Origin of the sequence: Pseudomonas caspiana, assembly GCF_002158995.1 — a bacterium.
GTDB lineage: Bacteria > Pseudomonadota > Gammaproteobacteria > Pseudomonadales > Pseudomonadaceae > Aquipseudomonas > Aquipseudomonas caspiana.
On record NZ_LOHF01000023.1, the window covers coordinates 25020 to 43794 of the forward strand.

Below are 18775 nucleotides of genomic sequence, written 5' to 3' on the forward strand. Positions count from 1 at the left end.
GTCATGGGTATTGATCTTCCACTTATCTGGGCAATCATCATTATCTTCGGCGTAATGATGTATGTGGTGATGGACGGTTTCGACCTCGGGATCGGGATTCTCTTCCCGTTCATGAAGGACAAGACCGACCGTGACGTCATGATGAACACCGTTGCACCGGTCTGGGACGGCAACGAAACCTGGCTGGTTCTGGGGGGCGCTGGTTTGTTCGGCGCTTTCCCGCTGGCATATTCGGTCGTGTTGTCAGCACTTTATCTGCCATTGATCCTGATGCTGATCGGCCTGATTTTCCGTGGCGTGGCATTCGAATTCCGCTTCAAGGCCACTGATGAGAAGCGCCACCTGTGGGACAAGGCCTTTATCGGCGGCTCACTGGCAGCGACATTCTTTCAGGGCGTTGCACTGGGCGCGTTTATCGATGGCATTCCGGTGGTTGATCGCCAGTTCGCCGGTGGCGGTCTGGATTGGCTCACCCCGTTCTCCATGTTCTGCGGCCTTGCATTGATCGTGGCTTACGCGCTACTGGGCTGCACCTGGTTGATCATGAAGACCGAGGGTGCACTGCAAAAAGCCATGCATGATCTGGCTCGTCCATTGGCAATTGCGGTGTTGGTCGTGATGGGTATTGTCAGCCTGTGGACACCATTGGCTCACCCTGACATCGCTAATCGCTGGTTCACGTTGCCGAATCTGTTCTGGTTCCTGCCAGTGCCAATTCTGGTGCTGGTGACCATGTACGGTTTGTTCAAGGCCGTGGCGCGCAATGCCAACTACACACCGTTTCTGTTGACCCTGTTGCTGATCTTCCTCGGCTACAGCGGCCTGGGTATCAGCCTTTGGCCGAACATCATCCCGCCATCGATTTCGATCTGGGATGCTTCGTCGCCACCGCAAAGCCAGGGCTTCATGCTGGTGGGCACTTTGTTCATCATCCCGTTCATCCTGGGTTACACCTTCTGGAGCTACTACGTGTTCCGCGGCAAGGTTACCCATGAAGACGGCTACCACTAGCAGATAACCGCCCCCGATGCCTGGCGTTGGGGCTATCGATAGAGGAGAGACTGGCGATGTCTGGCAAAGAATCTTTTCATGATGAGCAAGACCCGGCGTTGAAGAAGCCGTTATGGCAGCGTCTGGCATGGCTGGCCGGTATCTGGGCAGCAAGCGTATTTGCACTGTTCATCGTCGCTAGCGTACTGCGACTGTTCATGAACGCTGCGGGTCTGACGACCCACTGATTACAAATCCCATCCCGCGTCCCATCGACGCGGTTTTATAACCCTCCTCTGGAGGGTTTTTTTTGCCATCCCGATATTGATCCTGTAGGAGCTGCCGAAGGCTGCGAACTGCGGTTTATCAGACAAAACGCGTTCGCAGCCTACGGCAGCTCCTACAGGGTATGGTTTAGGCTTGGAGTTATTACTTGCGCGCTTTAAGAATCACAAACTTCGGCGTGGCCGCTACTTGCTCTACGCCGCGAAACAGGCGCGCCAGTTTGGTGTGATAACCCAAATGACGGTTGCCCACCACGTACAGCGCGCCGCCCGGCACGAGCGCAGCGCGGGCCTGCTGAAACATGCGCCAGGCTAAAAAATCACCGACGACTTGCTGCTGGTGGAACGGCGGATTGCACAGCACTACGTCGAGGGAGTCAGGTTCCTGCCCCGCCAGACCGTCATCGGCACGCAGCACCACTTCTCGTTCGCCCAATGCCGTGCGCCAGTTCTGCTCCGCTGACTGCACCGCCATATACGACTCATCAACCAGCGTGTACTGCGCCTGAGGATTTGCCAAAGCGCTGGCAATTGCCAATACGCCGTTGCCACAACCGAGGTCGGCAACTCGTGCGGTGCCCAGGTTTTTCGGCAGATGCGGCAAGAACGCGCGAGTCCCGATGTCCAGGCCCTCACGGCAGAATACGTTGGCGTGATTCACCAGTTCGATGGCCGGTTCGTCCAGCGTATAACGGGTCGGGTAGGGCGAACGGACCACTTCTTTGGGGTGTGGTGTCGCGAACAGCAGCCTGGCTTTTTTCACGGCAAGTGAGGCGCTGACAGGGCCAACATACTCCTCCAGTAAATCACCGGCTGAGCGAGGCAGATGTTTAACCATCGCGGCTGCGACTACCTGAGCCTCAGGTGCGAGTTGACCCTGAAGCCGGATCAACTGCTCCTCCAGCAGCGCGAGGGTTTTCGGAACGCGAATCAGCACCCAGTCGAACGGGCCGACAATGGCTTCACTGGCTGGAACCAAAGTGACTGCGTTGTAAGCCATGCCGTTGCGGACCAGGTTTTTCTGCAAGCCGTGGGCGGCCAGGTAAGAGTCGGTACTGCTGGTGACCGTCGCATGCTGGGCAAGGCTGGCCGCCAGCGCACCGAAGCTGTCGTTGAGCACCAGCACTTTGCTTTGCAGTGTCAGGCCACGCTCCGCGACGTAATTGAGCAGATACTCATCAGCAGCGTCGAAAGCCTGCAGCGGTTCGTCTTGCTGTTCCGGTTGGCGAATGAGGTCAAGCTGGGCGAGCGGAGTAACAAGCAACGGCATGGGCGGCAAAACTCTGGGCAATCGACGATTGGTCACTTGAGCCCTTGAAGCGGTGGGCTAGCGAAAGCGTGTGATTTTACGTGCTTTTTGCCTCTTGGCACCTGTCCTTGCGTCGTTAGTTAAAACATTCCGCTAAGTGCAGCCTGGACCACTGCCGAGGTCTTGTTACACGCCCCCATCTTCTGCACTGCATTGGCTACATGAAAATGCACGGTGCGCTCCTTCATGCTCAGAATAATGGCGATGTCCCCTGCTGTTTTTCCTTCAGCAGTCCATTTCAGTATTTCGATTTCCCTGGCAGTCAGCTTCTTCATGCCGAAACTGTGCAGGACCTCTATAGATTGGGTCCCCATTTTTCACCTCCATGTCGTTCAGTTCGTGTCCGTTGTTCTTGTTCCTAAGTGTAGGGAACATTGCGTCGCGAAAACTCAAAGCGGCGGCATCGCAGACAGATGGAGTGCTGGCGTTTTGTCCTCAAGGTCAGTTGGCGAGTGAACGAATCCTTGCAGGGGCGGACGTAGACGGGTCTGGTGATTTCAATCGCCGGAGTGGCTATACGCTCAAGAGGCAAATGATCTAACAGGCGTGTCGTAGACATTACGGATGTCACTACAAACCGGCGGTGTTTATCCACAGCGCTTTGCGGGACACTGGGCATCTCGGATTTACGTGCAGGAGTCAGGATTGACCATGACCGCCAGTGAAGAAAAGTACACCCGTCAGACGCTGCTCAACGTCACGCCGTTGACCCCGAGCCTGTTCACGCTGCGCACCAGCCGTGATTTAGGCTTTCGCTTTACCGCCGGGCAGTTCGCGCGTCTGGGTGTCACCAAGCCTGACGGCACCATCGTTTGGCGTGCCTATTCAATGGTTTCCTCGCCTCATGACGAGTTTCTCGAGTTCTTCTCTATTGTGGTGCCGGGTGGCGAGTTCACCAGCGAGCTGAGCCGCTTGCGTGAGGGGGACACGCTGCTGATCGAAAAGCTGGCGACGGGGTATCTGACTGTGGACAGATTTACCGACGGACGTGATCTCTGGTTGTTATCCACTGGGACAGGCGTCGCGCCGTTCTTGTCGATCCTGCAGGATTTCGAGGTGTGGGAGAAATTTGAACGTATTGTCCTGGTGTACAGCGCCCGTGAGGCGAAGGAGTTGGCGTATCAACCGCTGATTGCCGGGCTGACTGAGCGTGAGTATCTGGCTGAATATGCTGACAAGCTGATCTACGTCCCGGTGGTGACTCGCGAACAAGTCCCTGGCGCGTTAAATGGCCGTATTACCCAGTTGATTGAAAACGGTGAACTGGAGCGTGTTACAGGCTTGCCGCTGAACCCTGAGCACTCGCGAGTGATGATTTGCGGCAATCCACAAATGATCGAAGACACCCGAGCGATGCTCAAGGCCCGCGACATGAATTTGAACCTGACACGGCGGCCGGGGCAGGTGGTTGTCGAGAATTATTGGTAACAGGGTTAGGGCTGGGCGCTGTTTCCTCTGGGAGTGGCGCTTGCCCGCGATAAGTCACGGTGATTTAACTGTAAAATCGCGGCGTTCTTATCGCGGGCAAGCACCGCTCCCACAAAGCGAGTCAGCTATTCCTGTCAGACCGGATGCTTCGGATCCACGGTAATCGGTGCCGACGGCTGGTGCTGTTCTTTCAACAGGTCACGAATCTCACCCAGCAGCAGTTCCTGCTTGGTTGGCGTCGGTGGCAGGGTGGGTGCCTTGGCTTCTTCGCGCTTGAGGCGATTGATCGCTTTCACGCCCATGAAGATGGCGAAGGCGACAATAATGAAGTCGATAACTGTCTGGATGAATTTGCCGTAAGCCAGCACTACCGCAGGGGCCGCGCCTTCTGCTGGTCTGAGGATGACGGCAAGATCACTGAAGTCCACACCGCCGATCAGCAGCCCGAGAGGCGGCATGATGACATCGCCGACGAACGACGAAACGATCTTGCCGAATGCCGCACCAATGATGATACCGACGGCCATATCGACCACGTTACCTTTGACGGCAAAGGCTTTGAACTCGCTTAGTACGCTCATGGGTCATTCCTTGTAACTGATGAGATTTGTCCAGTGCAGTGTATGTCAGCTGCACGCGTTGCGCTGGGCACCCTGCAATCGACCGGGCTTTTCTGACGAAGTTTTATGAAATTCCTCAAAAAGACAGCGCCACATGCTTACCGACGCGCTGGCGGCAGCTGCGTTATGATTGCCAACTTTTACCGACGGGGTTGTCATGGCCAAGGCCAAACGTTTGTATGGCTGCACTGAGTGCGGCGCAACCTTTCCCAAGTGGGCCGGGCAGTGCAGCGAATGCGGTGCCTGGAACACACTGGTTGAAACCGTGCTGGAAAGCGGCAGCGCTGCGCCTCCGAGCGGGCGCTCCGGCTGGACCGGGCAGCAGACCCAGATCCGTACACTGGCTGAGGTCAGCGTCGAGGAAATCCCAAGGTTCTCCACTAACTCGGCCGAGTTGGACCGGGTATTGGGCGGCGGCCTGGTGGATGGCTCGGTGGTGCTGATCGGCGGTGATCCGGGGATCGGCAAATCGACCATCCTTTTGCAGACACTGTGCAACATTGCCGAGCGTATGCCCGCTCTGTACGTCACCGGCGAAGAATCCCAGCAGCAAGTCGCGATGCGCGCCCGTCGTCTGGGGCTGCCTCAGGACAAGCTGCAGGTCATGACTGAAACCTGTATCGAAAACATTATTGCCACCGCCAAGGTCGAAAAGCCCAAGGTTATGGTGATCGACTCGATCCAGACGATTTTCACCGAACAACTGCAATCTGCTCCGGGCGGCGTTTCGCAAGTCCGGGAAAGTGCGGCCTTGCTGGTGCGTTATGCCAAGCAAAGCGGTACGGCGATCTTTCTGGTAGGCCATGTCACTAAAGAGGGCGCATTGGCGGGACCGCGAGTGCTTGAGCACATGGTCGATACGGTTCTGTACTTCGAGGGCGAATCCGACGGTCGTCTGCGATTGCTGCGCGCGGTGAAGAACCGCTTCGGTGCGGTCAACGAGCTGGGTGTATTCGGCATGACGGACAAGGGGCTGAAAGAAGTCTCCAATCCGTCGGCGATCTTTCTGACTCGCGCTCAGGAAGAAGTCCCGGGAAGCGTGGTCATGGCGACCTGGGAAGGCACGCGGCCGATGCTGGTGGAAGTTCAGGCGTTGGTGGACGACAGCCACATGTCCAATCCGCGTCGCGTGACGTTGGGGCTGGATCAGAATCGTCTGGCGATGCTGCTGGCGGTCCTGCACCGTCACGGCGGCATTCCTACTCACGATCAGGATGTTTTCCTCAACGTGGTGGGTGGCGTCAAAGTCCTGGAAACTGCTTCGGATCTGGCATTGATGGCAGCGGTCATGTCCAGTTTGCGCAACCGTCCTCTGCCTCATGATTTGTTAGTGTTTGGCGAGGTCGGGCTGTCCGGCGAAGTCCGCCCGGTGCCGAGCGGCCAGGAGCGGCTCAAGGAAGCGGCCAAACACGGCTTCAAACGGGCGATCGTGCCCAAAGGCAACGCCCCGAAAGAAGCGCCACCGGGATTACAGATTATTGCGGTAACACGGCTGGAGCAGGCGCTGGATGCGTTGTTTGAGTGACGTTCGAGAGGCCTTGTAGGAGCGCGCTTGCCCGCGATCAGGCCAGTGCATCAGATACAACCCCTGCGTCTGAAATACCGTCATCGCGGGCAAGCGCGCTCCTACAGTTAAAAACCATGCGTATCCTTACACCTCAATCAACGCTGCCAGCTCCCGCTCCAGCTCATCATGATCAGCCAGGTTCAGTTCAACCAGCCTGCGCAGATGGCTGATGGAGTCCAGGGTGATCTGCTCACAGACAAACCCCAACTGGCCGTTGTCATCGTGGGTCAGGCGTACGTCCATTTGCACATGCACTTCATTGCTTAACTTGATGTCGGCGTGGAAGGCCTGTCCGGTATCGGCCTGCCAAGGCTCCGGGCGCTCAATGAGCATGCCTTTGAGGGATAAATCGACAAGCTGGACCTGCCAGTTGCGGTCGCCCTGGCTGAGCGTGGTTTTCGCATCAAAGGCGATGCGTTTGAAGCGGCGGCGGTCATCGTTGGAGTCGGTCATCGAATCACTTCTCTTGGAATCGTCTGACTTACAGTCAGCGGTTCAACGCCATTCAAGGCGTCGCCTGTAACGACGATAGTCCCGATCGCGATTTCCGGATAGTTTTCATAACCGGATTTACATTTCCTCTGCACTGAAGAGTACTTGCTGCCCGGTCTTTCCAATGAGCAGGTGATGGGCAAAAACTGCCTTGTCGGATCTTTTAGGGTCTAGACCATAGTGGGGGTGGCCTTTCGCTGTGGCAGAGCTAAACTCGCGTAGCTGGCCTTTCAGTCATCTGCTGGAATACAAAAAATGAAAAATAATAATAGCCTCATGCGCCATGTGCCTTGGCTGATCGTTGCAATTATCGGGGCATGTGCCCTTGGGGTCGTGGCCTTGCGCCGCGGGGAAGCAATCAACGCCTTGTGGATCGTGGTCGCTGCGGTCGCCATCTACCTGGTCGCCTATCGTTATTACAGTTTGTTCATTGCCCGTCACGTGATGCAACTCGATCCGCTGCGGGCAACTCCAGCAGTGGTCAACAATGATGGTCTGGACTACGTGCCGACCAACAAACACATTCTTTTCGGTCACCACTTTGCCGCTATCGCTGGCGCCGGACCTCTGGTCGGGCCAGTACTGGCTGCGCAAATGGGCTATCTGCCCGGCACGCTCTGGCTAATTGCCGGTGTGGTTCTCGCCGGCGCGGTACAGGATTTCATGATCCTGTTCCTGTCCACACGCCGTAACGGTCGCTCGCTGGGCGACATGGTGCGTGAGGAAATGGGCCGTATCCCCGGCACTATCGCGCTGTTCGGCTGCTTCCTGATCATGATCATCATCCTCGCGGTGCTGGCCCTGATTGTGGTTAAAGCGCTGGCTGAAAGCCCTTGGGGGATGTTCACGGTCATGGCGACGATCCCTACCGCTATGTTCATGGGCATTTACATGCGCTACATCCGGCCGGGTCGCATCGGGGAAATCTCCGTCATCGGCGTGGTGCTGTTGCTGCTCTCGATCTGGGCCGGTGGGCACATCGCTGCCAGCCCTGAGTGGGCGCCGCTGTTCACCTTTACCGGCGTGCAGATCACCTGGATGCTGGTCGGTTACGGTTTTGTCGCTGCCATGCTGCCGGTCTGGCTGCTACTGGCACCGCGTGACTATCTGTCGACCTTCCTGAAAATCGGCACCATCGTCGCTTTGGCCATCGGTATTCTGGTCCTCGCGCCTGAGCTGAAAATGCCTGCGTTGACTCAGTTCACTGACGGCACCGGTCCAGTCTGGAAAGGCACACTGTTCCCGTTCCTGTTCATCACCATCGCTTGTGGTGCAGTGTCCGGTTTCCATGCGCTGATTTCTTCCGGTACTACGCCGAAGCTGCTGGATAACGAAACCAACGCCCGTTACATCGGTTACGGCGGCATGCTCATGGAGTCCTTCGTGGCAATCATGGCCATGGTTGCAGCGTCGGTCATCGAGCCTGGCATCTACTTCGCCATGAACAGCCCTGCTGCAGTAGTGGGCAGTGATGTTGTGACAGTAGCGGCCACGATCACCAACTGGGGCTTCGCCATCACGCCTGAGCAACTGACAGCGGTTGCCAAGGACATCGGTGAAAACACCGTTCTGGCCCGTGCCGGCGGTGCGCCGACTCTGGCGGTGGGTATCGCACAGATCCTGCACCAGGCCTTGCCGGGTGCTAGCACCATGGCGTTCTGGTACCACTTCGCAATTCTGTTTGAAGCGCTGTTTATTCTGACGGCGGTTGACGCCGGTACTCGTGCCGGTCGCTTCATGCTGCAAGACCTGCTCGGCAGCTTTGTGCCAGCCCTGAAACGCACTGAGTCCTGGACGGCCAACGCCATCGGCACCGGTGGTTGCGTGGCGCTGTGGGGGTACTTGCTGTATCAAGGCGTGATTGACCCACTGGGCGGCATCAACACCTTGTGGCCGCTGTTCGGTATCTCTAACCAGATGCTGGCAGGTATCGCTCTGATGCTGGCAACTGTTGTGCTGATCAAAATGAAACGCCAACGCTACATCTGGGTGACCATGCTGCCTGCGACCTGGCTCTTGATCTGCACCGTGACAGCGGGCTTCATCAAGCTGTTCGATAGCAACCCGGCTGTTGGTTTCCTGGCCTTGGCCAAGAAATACAGCACAGCGGCTGACGCAGGTCAGATTCTGGCTCCGGCCAAGACCATGGACCAGATGCAGCACGTCATCTTCAACGCGTACACCAACGCGACGCTGACGATTCTGTTCCTGTTCGTGGTGTTCAGCATCCTGTTCTATGCGCTGAAAGTCGGCGTCGCGGCATGGGGCAACAAAGAGCGTACGGATAAAGAAGCGCCTTTCCAGGCGTTGACGACTCCGACCAACGTTTGAAAGACGCGAGGATCTGCATATGTTCAACGACCTGAGTCGCCTCGGGAAATACCTCGGTCAGGCAGCGCGTCTGATGGTGGGCATGCCTGACTATGACAATTACGTCGCGCATATGCAGGTCAAACACCCTGACAAGCCGATGATGGATTACGAAACGTTCTTCCGGGAACGCCAGGAAGCCCGTTATGGCGGCAAGGGTGGGCCTAAATGCTGTTAATAGATTGATTAACAGAAGGCGTTAACCTGTGGGAGCGGTGCTTGCCCGCGATAAGCCCAAACCGGTATTTGAGACTGGGTTGGGCTTATCGCGGGCAAGCACCGCTCCCACACTGTTTTGTGTAGTTTGAAATGACAGGAGCATCCATGACCACCCCGCAACCCATCCCCGTCACGGTCCTCAGCGGCTTCCTCGGCGCGGGCAAGACCACGTTGCTGCGTCATCTGCTCAAGACTGAGCACGGCCTGAAAATCGCCGTGATCGAAAACGAATTCAGTGATGCCGGTATCGATACCCAATTGCTGGGCGCCGAACCTGTGCAAGTCATGACCCTCTCCAATGGCTGCGTCTGCTGCACCATCCACACCGACCTGACCAAAGCCCTGTTTCTGCTGCTGGAGCGGCTGGACAGCGGCGAGATTGCGTTTGATCGTCTGGTGATCGAGTGCACTGGCCTGGCCGATCCGGCACCTGTCGCGCAGACCTTTTTCATCGATGAAGAGTTGCGCGAGCGCTACATCCTCGACGGCATCATCACCTTGGTCGACGCTGCGAATGCCGACACGCATTTGGCCCAGACCATCGCCCAGGCGCAGATTGGTTTTGCCGACCGTCTGTTGGTGAGCAAGCGTGATCTGGTGGACGACGCCACATTCGACGCCCTCAGCGCTCGACTGACCCGTATCAACCGCCGCGCACCGATTCGTGTGGTCGAGCATGGCCAGATTGATCTGGCTGAATTGCTGGATGTGCGAGGCTTTAACCTGAATGCCGACTTGGGCGGCGGCATGACTTTGCGTCCGCTGGCCCCGGCCGGTAACGCCATTGACCGTATCTCCAGCCTCGTCCTGCGTACCGACGAACCGCTGGATATCGAGAAACTCAGCGAGTTCATGAACGAACTGCTTGAAGAACATGGGCAACAGCTGTTGCGCTACAAAGGCGTGTTGAATATTGCGGGAGAGCCTAAGCGTATGGTGTTTCAGGGCGTGCTGAAGCTGTATGGCTTTGACTGGGATACGGAATGGGCGGAAGGCGAAAAGCGCGAAAGTGTGATTGTTTTTATCGCTGATGAACTGCCGGAAGAGAAGATCCGGGCGGGGTTTGCCAAAGTCGCAGGCTGAACAGTATCCCTGTAGGAGTGAGCTTGCTCGCGATAGCGTTCTATCAGTCACAAAATAATCGGCTGACAGGCCGCTATCGCGAGCAAGCTCACTCCTACAGGTCCGATGTTGATTGCAATGCAGCGTTTCAGATCAAATACGGCGCCCACAAAAAGCCCGGCTTAAAAGCCGGGCTTTTTGTTACTGCTGCAAACGGGGCTGATTAAGCGCCGTATACCGGCAGCTTCGCGCAGATGGCTTTTACTTTTTCACGTACTGCATCGATCACGGCTTCGTTGTTCAGGTCCGCCAAGATGTCGCAGATCCAGGTTGCCAGTTCTTTGCACTCTGCCTCTTTGAAGCCGCGAGTAGTGACTGCCGGTGTGCCGAAGCGCAGGCCGGAAGTGACGAACGGGGAGCGTGGGTCGTTAGGTACGGAGTTCTTGTTCACGGTGATGAAGGCGCGACCCAGGGCAGCGTCTGCGTCTTTACCGGAGATGTCCTGCTTGATCAGCGAGAGCAGGAACAGGTGGTTTTCAGTACCGCCGGAAACCACGTCGAAACCGCGCTCGATGAATACACCGGCCATGGCCTTGGCGTTTTTCACGACTTGTTGCTGGTAAGCCTTGAACTCAGGCTGCAGTGCTTCCTTGAAGCACACGGCCTTGGCGGCGATGACGTGCTCAAGCGGGCCGCCCTGGGCGCCTGGGAACACAGCAGAGTTCAGTTTCTTCTCGATGTCGGCGTTGGCGCGAGCCAGGATCAGGCCGCCACGTGGACCGCGCAGGGTTTTGTGCGTGGTGGTGGTCACGACGTCAGCGAAAGGCACCGGGTTCGGGTAAACGCCAGCAGCAACCAGACCGGCTACGTGAGCCATGTCGACGAACAGGTATGCGCCAACCTTGTCAGCGATAGCGCGGAAGCGCGGGAAGTCGAGGATCTGCGAGTAGGCAGAGAAACCAGCCACGATCATTTTTGGTTTGTGTTCAACGGCCAGACGCTCGACTTCGTCGTAGTCGATCATGCCATTGGCGTCGATGCCGTACTGAACAGCGTTGTACAGCTTGCCCGACGAGCTGACACTGGCGCCGTGGGTCAGGTGACCGCCGTGGGCGAGGCTCATGCCCAGAATGGTGTCGCCACCTTGCAGCAGAGCCAGATAAACCGCGCTGTTGGCTTGCGAGCCAGCGTGCGGCTGAACGTTGGCGTAGTCAGCGCCGAACAGTTCTTTGGCACGGTCGATGGCCAGTTGCTCAACCACGTCGACGTATTCGCAGCCACCGTAGTAACGCTTGCCTGGATAGCCTTCAGCGTATTTGTTGGTCAGGACCGAACCCTGAGCTTCCATCACCGCTGGGCTGGTGTAGTTTTCCGAAGCGATCAGCTCGATGTGCTCTTCCTGGCGCAGGGCTTCTTGCTCCATCGCGGCGAAGAGATCGGAGTCGTACTTGGCGAGAGTCAAATCACGGCTGAACATGGCGGTCCTCAAGGATCGGGGCAGAAAAGGGGGGCATTCTAACTCATTGGCTTTTATCTGGCATATGAAAGGCAGTCATGTGCTGGACAAGTGGTGTTCATCTGAAGCGCCGCACCCATCGAATAGAATTGCGGTTTCCATGTGGCAGGCTTGTGCGCGTTAAGGCTGGATCCGATTCACTTTAGATCGCGGCTAGCCTTATCGCGGGCAAGCCTCGCTCCCACAGAAGCATTCCAGGTCAGTCAAACATGAACAGCGCGTTATCACTGTACTGCGCTTCGAACCGGCTGGGCGGCATCGGGCGGCCGAACAGGTAGCCTTGCACTTCGTCACAGCCATGCTCGCGGAGGAACTCTAGCTGCTCGTGCGTTTCGACGCCCTCGGCAATTACCGCCAGATTCAAGCTGTGTGCCATGGCGATAATGGCGCGCGCGATCTGTGCGTCCTGTTCACCGGAGGGCAGGCCGTCAACGAAGGTGCGGTCAATTTTGAGGATGTCGATAGGGAACTGCTTGAGGTAGTTCAGCGACGAATAACCGGTGCCGAAGTCGTCTACCGCGATGCTCAGGCCCAGACGCTTGAGGCCGTCGAGGATATGCATCGCCACGCCCACTTCGCGCATCAGAATACTTTCGGTCAGTTCCAGCTCAAGGCAGGCCGGTGACAGACCGGTTTCCTGAAGAATATTGGCAATCCGGTTACCTAGCTGACCGTCGGCGAATTGCCGTGCAGAGATGTTGACCGAGACCTTGGGGACACGGACCTTGGCCTTATGCCATGCCTTGAGCTGGCGGCAAGCTTCGGTCAGCACCCAGTCGCCGACTTCCACCACCAGCCCCAGTTCTTCAAGGACCGGAATGAACTCGTTGGGCGAGACCAGCCCGCGGCGCGGATGGCGCCAGCGCAAAAGAGCTTCGGCTCCGGTCAGGCGTTTGCCGTCGCCGCTGAACTGCGGTTGGTAGAACAGGGTGAATTCCTGCTGTTCCAGGGCGTGACGCAAATCGCTCTCCAGCTCCAGGCGCTCCAACGCTGAGGCGTTCATGTCGGCCTGATAGAACTGGAAGTTGTTTTTGCCGTTTTCCTTGGCGTGATACATCGCGGTGTCGGCGTTTTTCATCAACTGGCTCAGCTCGTTGCCGTCCTGAGGGCTGAGAGCGATGCCGATACTGGCGGTCACGAAGAATTCTCGACCTTCAAGGACGAACGGCGTCACCAGACTATTAAGGATCTGCTCGGCAACATGAATGGCACGGTTCAGGGCCAGTTCGCGGGTCGAACTCGGTTGTAGCAGCAAGGTGAACTCGTCGCCACCCATCCGCGCGACCGTATCGTCATCGGCCACGCAAGCCAGCAGGCGTGTGGCCATTTCCTTGAGCATGCGATCACCGGCCGCGTGCCCGAGGGAGTCGTTGATCGGCTTGAAACGATCCAGATCGAGGAACATCAACACAACCCATGCATTTTGCCGCTCTGCCTGTTGCAGCGCCGAGTGCAGGCGGTCCTGGAAGAGCGAGCGGTTGGGCAGGTGAGTAAGGGCGTCGTAATAAGCCAGACGATGGATGCGCTGCTCACTCGCCTTGCGTTCGCTGATGTCGGTAAAGAAGCACACGTAGCTGGCCAGATCACCTTCGTCATCCAGTACTGCGGTAATGCCAACCCACGCGGGGTAATGTTCTTCATTGCGACGCTTGAGCCAGACTTCGCCTTCCCAACTGCTGTGCTGATTCAGCTGTTTGACGATGTAGCGCAGGTGCGCTTCCTGTTGGTTGTCGACGGTCAGCATGGTCGGCAACTGGTCAAGCACTTGAGCTGCTTCGTAACCGCTCACCCGGCTGAACGCTTCGTTGGTTTGTACGATATAGCCCGCAGGATCGGTAATCAGGATTGCAGATGTCGAGTGCTCGAATACGGTCGCGGCCATGCGCAGGTCTTTTTCAGCCCGACGTTGCTGGCTGATGTCGCGGCCGACGCCGAGAATGCCTTCGAAGGTGCCTTGATCGTCCCAGACCAGCACCAGTCGCAATTCAATGGGGATTTTTCGTCCATCGGCGCGCAGGCAGTCGAACAGGAATAACTGGGTCGGAATTTCATAGCGCAGGGCTGCCAGTGCTTCCGGCTTTTTCAGCACCTTGCGGATACGCTCCATCAGCCCGTATACGCCGGCCAGTTGCTGCGGATTGGCAACGGTGGATTTCCAGCCATGCTTGAGAATCCACTCGGCGCTGTAGCCCAGTACGCTCTGCACTGAAGGGCTGACATAGTTGGGCGTGAGTTTGCTGTCGGTGGAGAAGATTACGTCGCTGATACTTTCGGCCAGCATGCGGTAGCGCTGTTCGCTGTCACGCAGGGATTCACTGGCTTCCAGTTGCTCGGTGATGTCTTTGGCGACGCCAATAATGCGTGTGACCTGATCATCAAGATCCCTGGAAAGCGCTTGCTCACGGATATCGAAACGTCGCCATTTATCATCGCGGGCACGAAAGCGCAGTTGGCATTGCAGGAGTTCGCTATGGCCCCGGTGGCGTTGGCGCAAACGCATGTCCTGATAGCTTTTGGCGTCATCGGGGTGCAGCAGCATTTCCCAGAAAAACTCGCCCATGCGCAGCAGTTCGGTTCTGCTGTAGCCAAGTGTCTGGCCCAGGTTGTGGTTGCTATAGATCATCCGCTGGCTCAGAACGTCCTGAACATACAGATGATCGGGTACGGTGCGGACCACATTCGACCAGAACCCTTCACGCTCCTGCTGCGACAGCTCGATCCGCTTGCGACTGGTGATGTCGCCAATACTCAGAATAACGGCATTGAGGTCTTCGCGGTCTTCAGGCAGTCGCAATACCAGCCACAGGTGCTGATCTTCACCGCGATCCTGAGTCAGGCGGATTTCGATCTCCAGTTGATCCTTTTTGGAAAGCAGGCCATGAATCAACGCTTGGCCAATACCTTGCCGACCGCGCTGACAGCCTTCGATCAAGTACTGCCAGGCCTGCTCACTGGATTGAACATTGAGCAGGCTCAGTGCGACCTGATTGACTTCAGTGATGCGTATTTTGTGCAGGAGTGCATTCAACTGCCCGGGCTGCGCCTTGAGCAGTGCGTCCAGGTCTTCACCGGTCTCGATTTGCAAAGTTTCGAGGTAACCAGGCAGGGCGGACATATCCAGCACACAGATCGCTACGCCAGCACCTTCGAATATGTCCTGGTAGCGGCGTCTGCTTTCATGCAATTGGCGTTGACGGCGACGCAGACTAAGCAGGGCCAGCAGCGGCAGGATCGAAAGGAACAGACCCACCACACATTTTCCTATCAGCGGCCCGAGCAGTTGTTCTCGAGCCGTGCTGACATCGAACAGGCCGCGTAACTGCCAGTTGCTGTTGATCAGGGGTTGAAGCAACACGCTCTCGACTTCGCCAATACTGCTGACCACCGGCTCATTCCGGATGGTGGTATCGCGGAACAGCAGGCGATCGGTGGAACGGTTTTCCAGGCGCCAAAGAGGGTTGAAACCTTGACGGGCCTGTCGCGTCAGGGGCTTCAGTACGTCCGGCGCCAGACGCAAGGCCCAGTATTTCTGATCGTTTTCAGCGGGGTAACGGATCAGCAGATAGACCTGTGAACCGTCATCATTGTTGTCGTAGTAGTAAGGCCGACCCATAGCCTGCTGCAGTGTCTGTTTGAGAAACAGCGCGTCGGTCGACGTATCCATGCTATCGGTTGTCACTTTTCCGGTAGCGTCCAGCCACGCAACACTGCGCAGCGAGGGCAGGGATTGGCGCAAATTGGTCAGCAGACGTGTTTCCTGCTCGGGGCTTTGTGGCTCTTGCTGGCTGGTGTTGCTCAGGAGGTTGAGCGCAATCTGCGCGCTGAGCTCCATATTAAGGCTCAGCCGGTCGGCCAGTTGCACGCTGTAATCAAGGCTGCGCTGGCGTTGGCGATCCTGAGTCTGTTGAAACTGATCGATCAGTTGCCACAGGATCAATGCAAGCATTAACAACACCAATGCTGCCAGCACACCTTTTAATGACCCGCGCAACGGCATAGCGGGTACGCCCCTGTTGGCGCTCGATGGAGACGAGTGTGCTGATGTTGGCAACATTGATCCTGACTACTGAACTGAACAGGCTATTTGATAGATTACGGTTATCGCTGCGTCGGTGAGCGCCGGGCGCACTATAAGCTGCACGCCCAAAGGGCGGCTAGCATGCCCTGAGTTGTGGCTAAGTGCCAGCCCTGTTGGTTCAGACGGTTTGCCCTCAAGCCTGCATTCGGGTAGCTTTGCCCAACGCGCAGCCTCTGCCGACTTCTGCATGAGTGACTCCACTGCTTGCAAACTTTGATCCAGTTCCACGGCGCTCACATCCTGCGATGTAGATAATTCAAGGCGTGGAACCGTCCAGCGGCAAGTGCCGGCGACAAATAAAAGCTTTTTTACGTCGGAGCGCCAAGCTCGCGTCTTTATTCAACAGTCATAAACCCAGGTTTTCATCCCATGGCCCAATACGTCTTCACCATGCATCGGCTGAGCAAAGTTGTGCCGCCGAAGCGGGAAATTCTCAAAAATATTTCCCTGTCGTTTTTCCCGGGAGCCAAGATCGGCGTGCTCGGTCTGAACGGTTCGGGTAAATCCACTCTTCTGAAAATCATGGCGGGTGTCGATACCGAATTCGACGGCGAAGCGCGCCCGATGCCTGAGCTGAACATTGGCTATCTGCCGCAAGAGCCACAGCTGGATCCGACCAAGACCGTGCGTGAAGTGGTTGAGGAAGCGGTCAGCGTGATCAAGAACGCTCAGGCGCGTCTTGATGAAGTGTATGCAGAATATGCAGACCCGGACGCCGACTTCGACAAGCTGGCTGCCGAGCAAGCAAAGCTGGAAGCCATCCTGCAAGCCGCTGACGGCCATAACCTGGACCGCCAGCTGGAAGTCGCCGCCGACGCGCTGCGTTTGCCAGCATGGGATGCGAAGGTTGAAGTGCTGTCCGGTGGTGAGAAACGTCGTGTGGCCTTGTGCCGCTTGCTGTTGTCTGCCCCGGACATGCTGCTGCTCGACGAACCGACTAACCACCTGGATGCCGATTCGGTCGCCTGGCTTGAACATTTCCTGCACGACTTCCCGGGCACCGTGGTTGCGATTACGCACGACCGGTACTTCCTGGATAACGTCGCTGGCTGGATTCTGGAACTCGACCGCGGCGCTGGTATTCCTTACGAGGGCAACTATTCGGGCTGGCTTGAAGCCAAGTCCGATCGTCTGGCCCAGGAATCCAAGCAACAGTCGGCCCATGAAAAGGCAATGAAAGAAGAGCTGGAATGGGTTCGTAAAGGCGCCAAGGCGCGTCAATCCAAATCCAAGGCTCGTCTGCAACGCTTCGAGGAAATGCAATCGCAGGAATTCCAGAAGCGCAGCGAAACCAACGAGATCTACATCCCGGCAGGTCCTCGCCTGGGTGACAAGGTCATCGAGTTCAAGAATGTCAGCAAGGGTTACGGCGATCGCGTGTTGATCGACAACCTGTCGTTCGCCATGCCAAAAGGCGCGATTGTGGGCGTGATCGGTGGTAACGGTGCCGGTAAATCGACGCTGTTCCGCATGCTGATGGGCAAGGAACAACCGGATTCTGGCAGCATCGAGATCGGTGAAACCGTGCAACTGGCCTGCGTTGACCAGAGTCGTGACGACCTGGACGGCAGCAAGACGGTGTTCCAGCAGATTTCCGACGGTTCCGACCAGATCCGTATCGGCAACTATGAAATCCCGTCGCGCACCTATGTCGGCCGCTTCAACTTCAAGGGCGGCGATCAGCAGAAGTTCGTCAAGGATCTCTCTGGCGGTGAGCGTGGTCGCTTGCACCTGGCGCTGACCCTGAAGGAAGGCGGCAACGTCTTGCTGCTCGACGAACCGTCCAACGACCTCGACGTGGAAACCCTGCGTTCGCTGGAAGAAGCACTGCTGGACTTCCCTGGCGCCGCCATTGTGATTTCTCACGATCGGTGGTTCCTGGACCGGGTTGCGACCCACATCCTCGCTTATGAAGATGACTCGCAAGCGGTGTTCTTCGAAGGTAACTACACCGAGTACGAAGCTGATCGCAAGAAACGCCTTGGCGATGCTGCGGCCCAGCCACACCGGGTACGCCACAAGAAACTGGCCTGATATTCAGGTGGTACAAAAAACGGAGCCTTTGGGCTCCGTTTTTTTTGCACCACTATTCAGGTAGGAGCGAACGTGTTCGCGAGACAAACGACCGGGTGTGTCAGGTGCATCGCCTTGCGAACACGTTCGCTCCTAGCGGTGGGCATATCTACACATCCGGTTCAATCAGAACAATCTCGATATCCTGATCCCCAGCCGGACGCTTCCACAGCACTTCATCGCCCAGCTGCGCGCCAATCAAGGCACGGCCCAGCGGCGAAGCCCAGTTGATCAAGCCCGCTGTTGCGTCTGCTTGATCTTCGCCCACCAGATGCACGCGATGTTTTGTGTTTTCTTCATCCACGTACGTCACCCAACTGCCGATCTGAACCTTCTCCTTTGAAATGGCCGGGGCGACTACCTGCGCACTTTGCAGACGCTGGTTGAAGTAGCGAAGGTCGCGTTCAAGGTCAGCCAGCAGTTGTTTGTCGTTGTCCTCATCCCGCGCAGCGATTTCACTGTGCCTGGCTTGAAGTTCTGCAACGCGGTGCTGCAAATGCTCCAGACCGCTGGCAGTGACGTAATTGGGTTGCTCACTGATCAGGCGCTCGACCGGCTGGTCGGCATCTGCAGCGGCATTGTCTTCGTTGACGAAGGCGCGGCTCATGGCTTTTCTCCTCTAATGAAGGTTGGGCCGTGGCAGCGGGGGATAAGTTTCGTTGAATATCGCGAGGACCCTGTCACCTGTAGGAGCCGCCGAAGGCTGCGATGGGGGCGTGTCAGGATGAACGCTTTCGCAGCCTTCGGCAGCTCCTACAGATATTCGC

Annotated in this window: 15 protein-coding genes; 8 read left to right on the plus strand and 7 right to left on the minus strand. The window is 57.0% G+C overall.

All coding sequences use genetic code 11. The features are described from left to right. Positions 1–3: 3 nt before the first annotated feature. Positions 4–1011, plus strand: coding sequence for a cytochrome d ubiquinol oxidase subunit II (cydB, locus tag AUC60_RS21850; RefSeq protein ID WP_087272622.1), 1008 nt, complete (start codon positions 4–6; stop codon positions 1009–1011). Between the two features lie 56 nt (positions 1012–1067). Next, on the plus strand, positions 1068–1238 hold the full coding sequence (locus AUC60_RS21855) for a DUF2474 domain-containing protein (protein WP_087272625.1): 171 nt from the start codon (positions 1068–1070) through the stop codon (positions 1236–1238). A gap of 181 nt (positions 1239–1419) precedes the next feature. On the opposite strand, the gene AUC60_RS21860 is transcribed toward AUC60_RS21855, so the two are convergent. Continuing rightward, positions 1420–2544, minus strand: coding sequence for a methyltransferase (locus AUC60_RS21860; RefSeq protein WP_087272627.1), 1125 nt, complete (start codon positions 2542–2544; stop codon positions 1420–1422). Between the two features lie 119 nt (positions 2545–2663). Then, positions 2664–2858: a LuxR C-terminal-related transcriptional regulator gene (locus AUC60_RS21865; RefSeq protein ID WP_238599619.1), complete on the minus strand. Its 195-nt coding sequence runs from the start codon at positions 2856–2858 to the stop codon at positions 2664–2666. 376 nt (positions 2859–3234) lie between these two features. Between AUC60_RS21865 and AUC60_RS21870 the strand changes: the two genes are divergently transcribed. Next, positions 3235–4011, plus strand: coding sequence for a ferredoxin--NADP reductase (locus AUC60_RS21870; protein ID WP_087272635.1), 777 nt, complete (start codon positions 3235–3237; stop codon positions 4009–4011). A gap of 134 nt (positions 4012–4145) precedes the next feature. Here the strand turns inward: AUC60_RS21870 and mscL are convergent, their stop codons facing one another. Then, on the minus strand, positions 4146–4592 hold the full coding sequence (gene mscL, locus AUC60_RS21875; RefSeq protein WP_087272638.1) for a large-conductance mechanosensitive channel protein MscL: 447 nt from the start codon (positions 4590–4592) through the stop codon (positions 4146–4148). A gap of 196 nt (positions 4593–4788) precedes the next feature. On the opposite strand from mscL, the gene radA reads away from it, so the two are divergent. Further along, the gene (radA, locus tag AUC60_RS21880) at positions 4789–6156 is read left to right on the plus strand and encodes a DNA repair protein RadA (RefSeq protein ID WP_087272641.1); all 1368 of its coding nucleotides are present in this window, start codon (positions 4789–4791) and stop codon (positions 6154–6156) included. 126 nt (positions 6157–6282) lie between these two features. Here the strand turns inward: radA and AUC60_RS21885 are convergent, their stop codons facing one another. Next, positions 6283–6651 carry a PilZ domain-containing protein gene (locus AUC60_RS21885; protein ID WP_087272643.1) on the minus strand — a complete coding sequence of 123 codons (369 nt, stop codon included), beginning with the start codon at positions 6649–6651 and terminating at the stop codon, positions 6283–6285. 294 nt (positions 6652–6945) lie between these two features. On the opposite strand from AUC60_RS21885, the gene AUC60_RS21890 reads away from it, so the two are divergent. From AUC60_RS21890 to yjiA, 3 genes are all read left to right on the plus strand, one after another. Continuing rightward, positions 6946–9021 (plus strand): carbon starvation CstA family protein, encoded by a 2076-nt coding sequence (locus tag AUC60_RS21890; protein ID WP_087272646.1) that lies wholly within the window; start codon positions 6946–6948, stop codon positions 9019–9021. 19 nt (positions 9022–9040) lie between these two features. After that, positions 9041–9238, plus strand: a complete 198-nt coding sequence (locus AUC60_RS21895) for a YbdD/YjiX family protein (protein ID WP_027902281.1) — start codon at positions 9041–9043, stop codon at positions 9236–9238. Positions 9239–9384: 146 nt separating this feature from the next. Continuing rightward, positions 9385–10362: a GTPase gene (gene yjiA / locus AUC60_RS21900; RefSeq protein ID WP_087272649.1), complete on the plus strand. Its 978-nt coding sequence runs from the start codon at positions 9385–9387 to the stop codon at positions 10360–10362. Between the two features lie 202 nt (positions 10363–10564). On the opposite strand, the gene glyA is transcribed toward yjiA, so the two are convergent. After that, on the minus strand, positions 10565–11818 hold the full coding sequence (gene glyA, locus AUC60_RS21910; RefSeq protein ID WP_027898111.1) for a serine hydroxymethyltransferase: 1254 nt from the start codon (positions 11816–11818) through the stop codon (positions 10565–10567). Positions 11819–12056: 238 nt separating this feature from the next. Next, complete coding sequence (locus AUC60_RS21915) at positions 12057–15911, minus strand: bifunctional diguanylate cyclase/phosphodiesterase (protein WP_455567067.1); 3855 nt, start codon at positions 15909–15911, stop codon at positions 12057–12059. Positions 15912–16304: 393 nt separating this feature from the next. Here AUC60_RS21915 and ettA point away from each other — a divergent pair, with 393 nt between their 5' ends. Then, the gene (gene ettA / locus AUC60_RS21920; RefSeq protein ID WP_032627371.1) at positions 16305–17969 is read left to right on the plus strand and encodes an energy-dependent translational throttle protein EttA; all 1665 of its coding nucleotides are present in this window, start codon (positions 16305–16307) and stop codon (positions 17967–17969) included. Between the two features lie 148 nt (positions 17970–18117). On the opposite strand, the gene AUC60_RS21925 is transcribed toward ettA, so the two are convergent. After that, positions 18118–18615 carry a GreA/GreB family elongation factor gene (locus AUC60_RS21925; RefSeq protein ID WP_087272659.1) on the minus strand — a complete coding sequence of 166 codons (498 nt, stop codon included), beginning with the start codon at positions 18613–18615 and terminating at the stop codon, positions 18118–18120. Between the last annotated feature and the right edge of the window lie 160 nt (positions 18616–18775).

Bases quoted from the DNA above. Each gene is read 5' to 3' on its own strand.
- ettA (WP_032627371.1), top strand. From the start codon at position 16,305: ATGGCCCAATACGTCTTCACCATGCATCGGCTGAGCAAAGTTGTGCCG.
- AUC60_RS21865 (WP_238599619.1), bottom strand. From the start codon at position 2,858: ATGAAGAAGCTGACTGCCAGGGAAATCGAAATACTGAAATGGACTGCT.
- radA (WP_087272641.1), top strand. From the start codon at position 4,789: ATGGCCAAGGCCAAACGTTTGTATGGCTGCACTGAGTGCGGCGCAACC.
- AUC60_RS21890 (WP_087272646.1), top strand. From the start codon at position 6,946: ATGAAAAATAATAATAGCCTCATGCGCCATGTGCCTTGGCTGATCGTT.
- yjiA (WP_087272649.1), top strand. From the start codon at position 9,385: ATGACCACCCCGCAACCCATCCCCGTCACGGTCCTCAGCGGCTTCCTC.
- AUC60_RS21915 (WP_455567067.1), bottom strand. From the start codon at position 15,911: ATGTTGCCAACATCAGCACACTCGTCTCCATCGAGCGCCAACAGGGGC.
- AUC60_RS21855 (WP_087272625.1), top strand. From the start codon at position 1,068: ATGTCTGGCAAAGAATCTTTTCATGATGAGCAAGACCCGGCGTTGAAG.
- mscL (WP_087272638.1), bottom strand. From the start codon at position 4,592: ATGAGCGTACTAAGCGAGTTCAAAGCCTTTGCCGTCAAAGGTAACGTG.
- glyA (WP_027898111.1), bottom strand. From the start codon at position 11,818: ATGTTCAGCCGTGATTTGACTCTCGCCAAGTACGACTCCGATCTCTTC.
- AUC60_RS21895 (WP_027902281.1), top strand. From the start codon at position 9,041: ATGTTCAACGACCTGAGTCGCCTCGGGAAATACCTCGGTCAGGCAGCG.
- AUC60_RS21870 (WP_087272635.1), top strand. From the start codon at position 3,235: ATGACCGCCAGTGAAGAAAAGTACACCCGTCAGACGCTGCTCAACGTC.
- AUC60_RS21885 (WP_087272643.1), bottom strand. From the start codon at position 6,651: ATGACCGACTCCAACGATGACCGCCGCCGCTTCAAACGCATCGCCTTT.
- cydB (WP_087272622.1), top strand. From the start codon at position 4: ATGGGTATTGATCTTCCACTTATCTGGGCAATCATCATTATCTTCGGC.
- AUC60_RS21925 (WP_087272659.1), bottom strand. From the start codon at position 18,615: ATGAGCCGCGCCTTCGTCAACGAAGACAATGCCGCTGCAGATGCCGAC.
- AUC60_RS21860 (WP_087272627.1), bottom strand. From the start codon at position 2,544: ATGCCGTTGCTTGTTACTCCGCTCGCCCAGCTTGACCTCATTCGCCAA.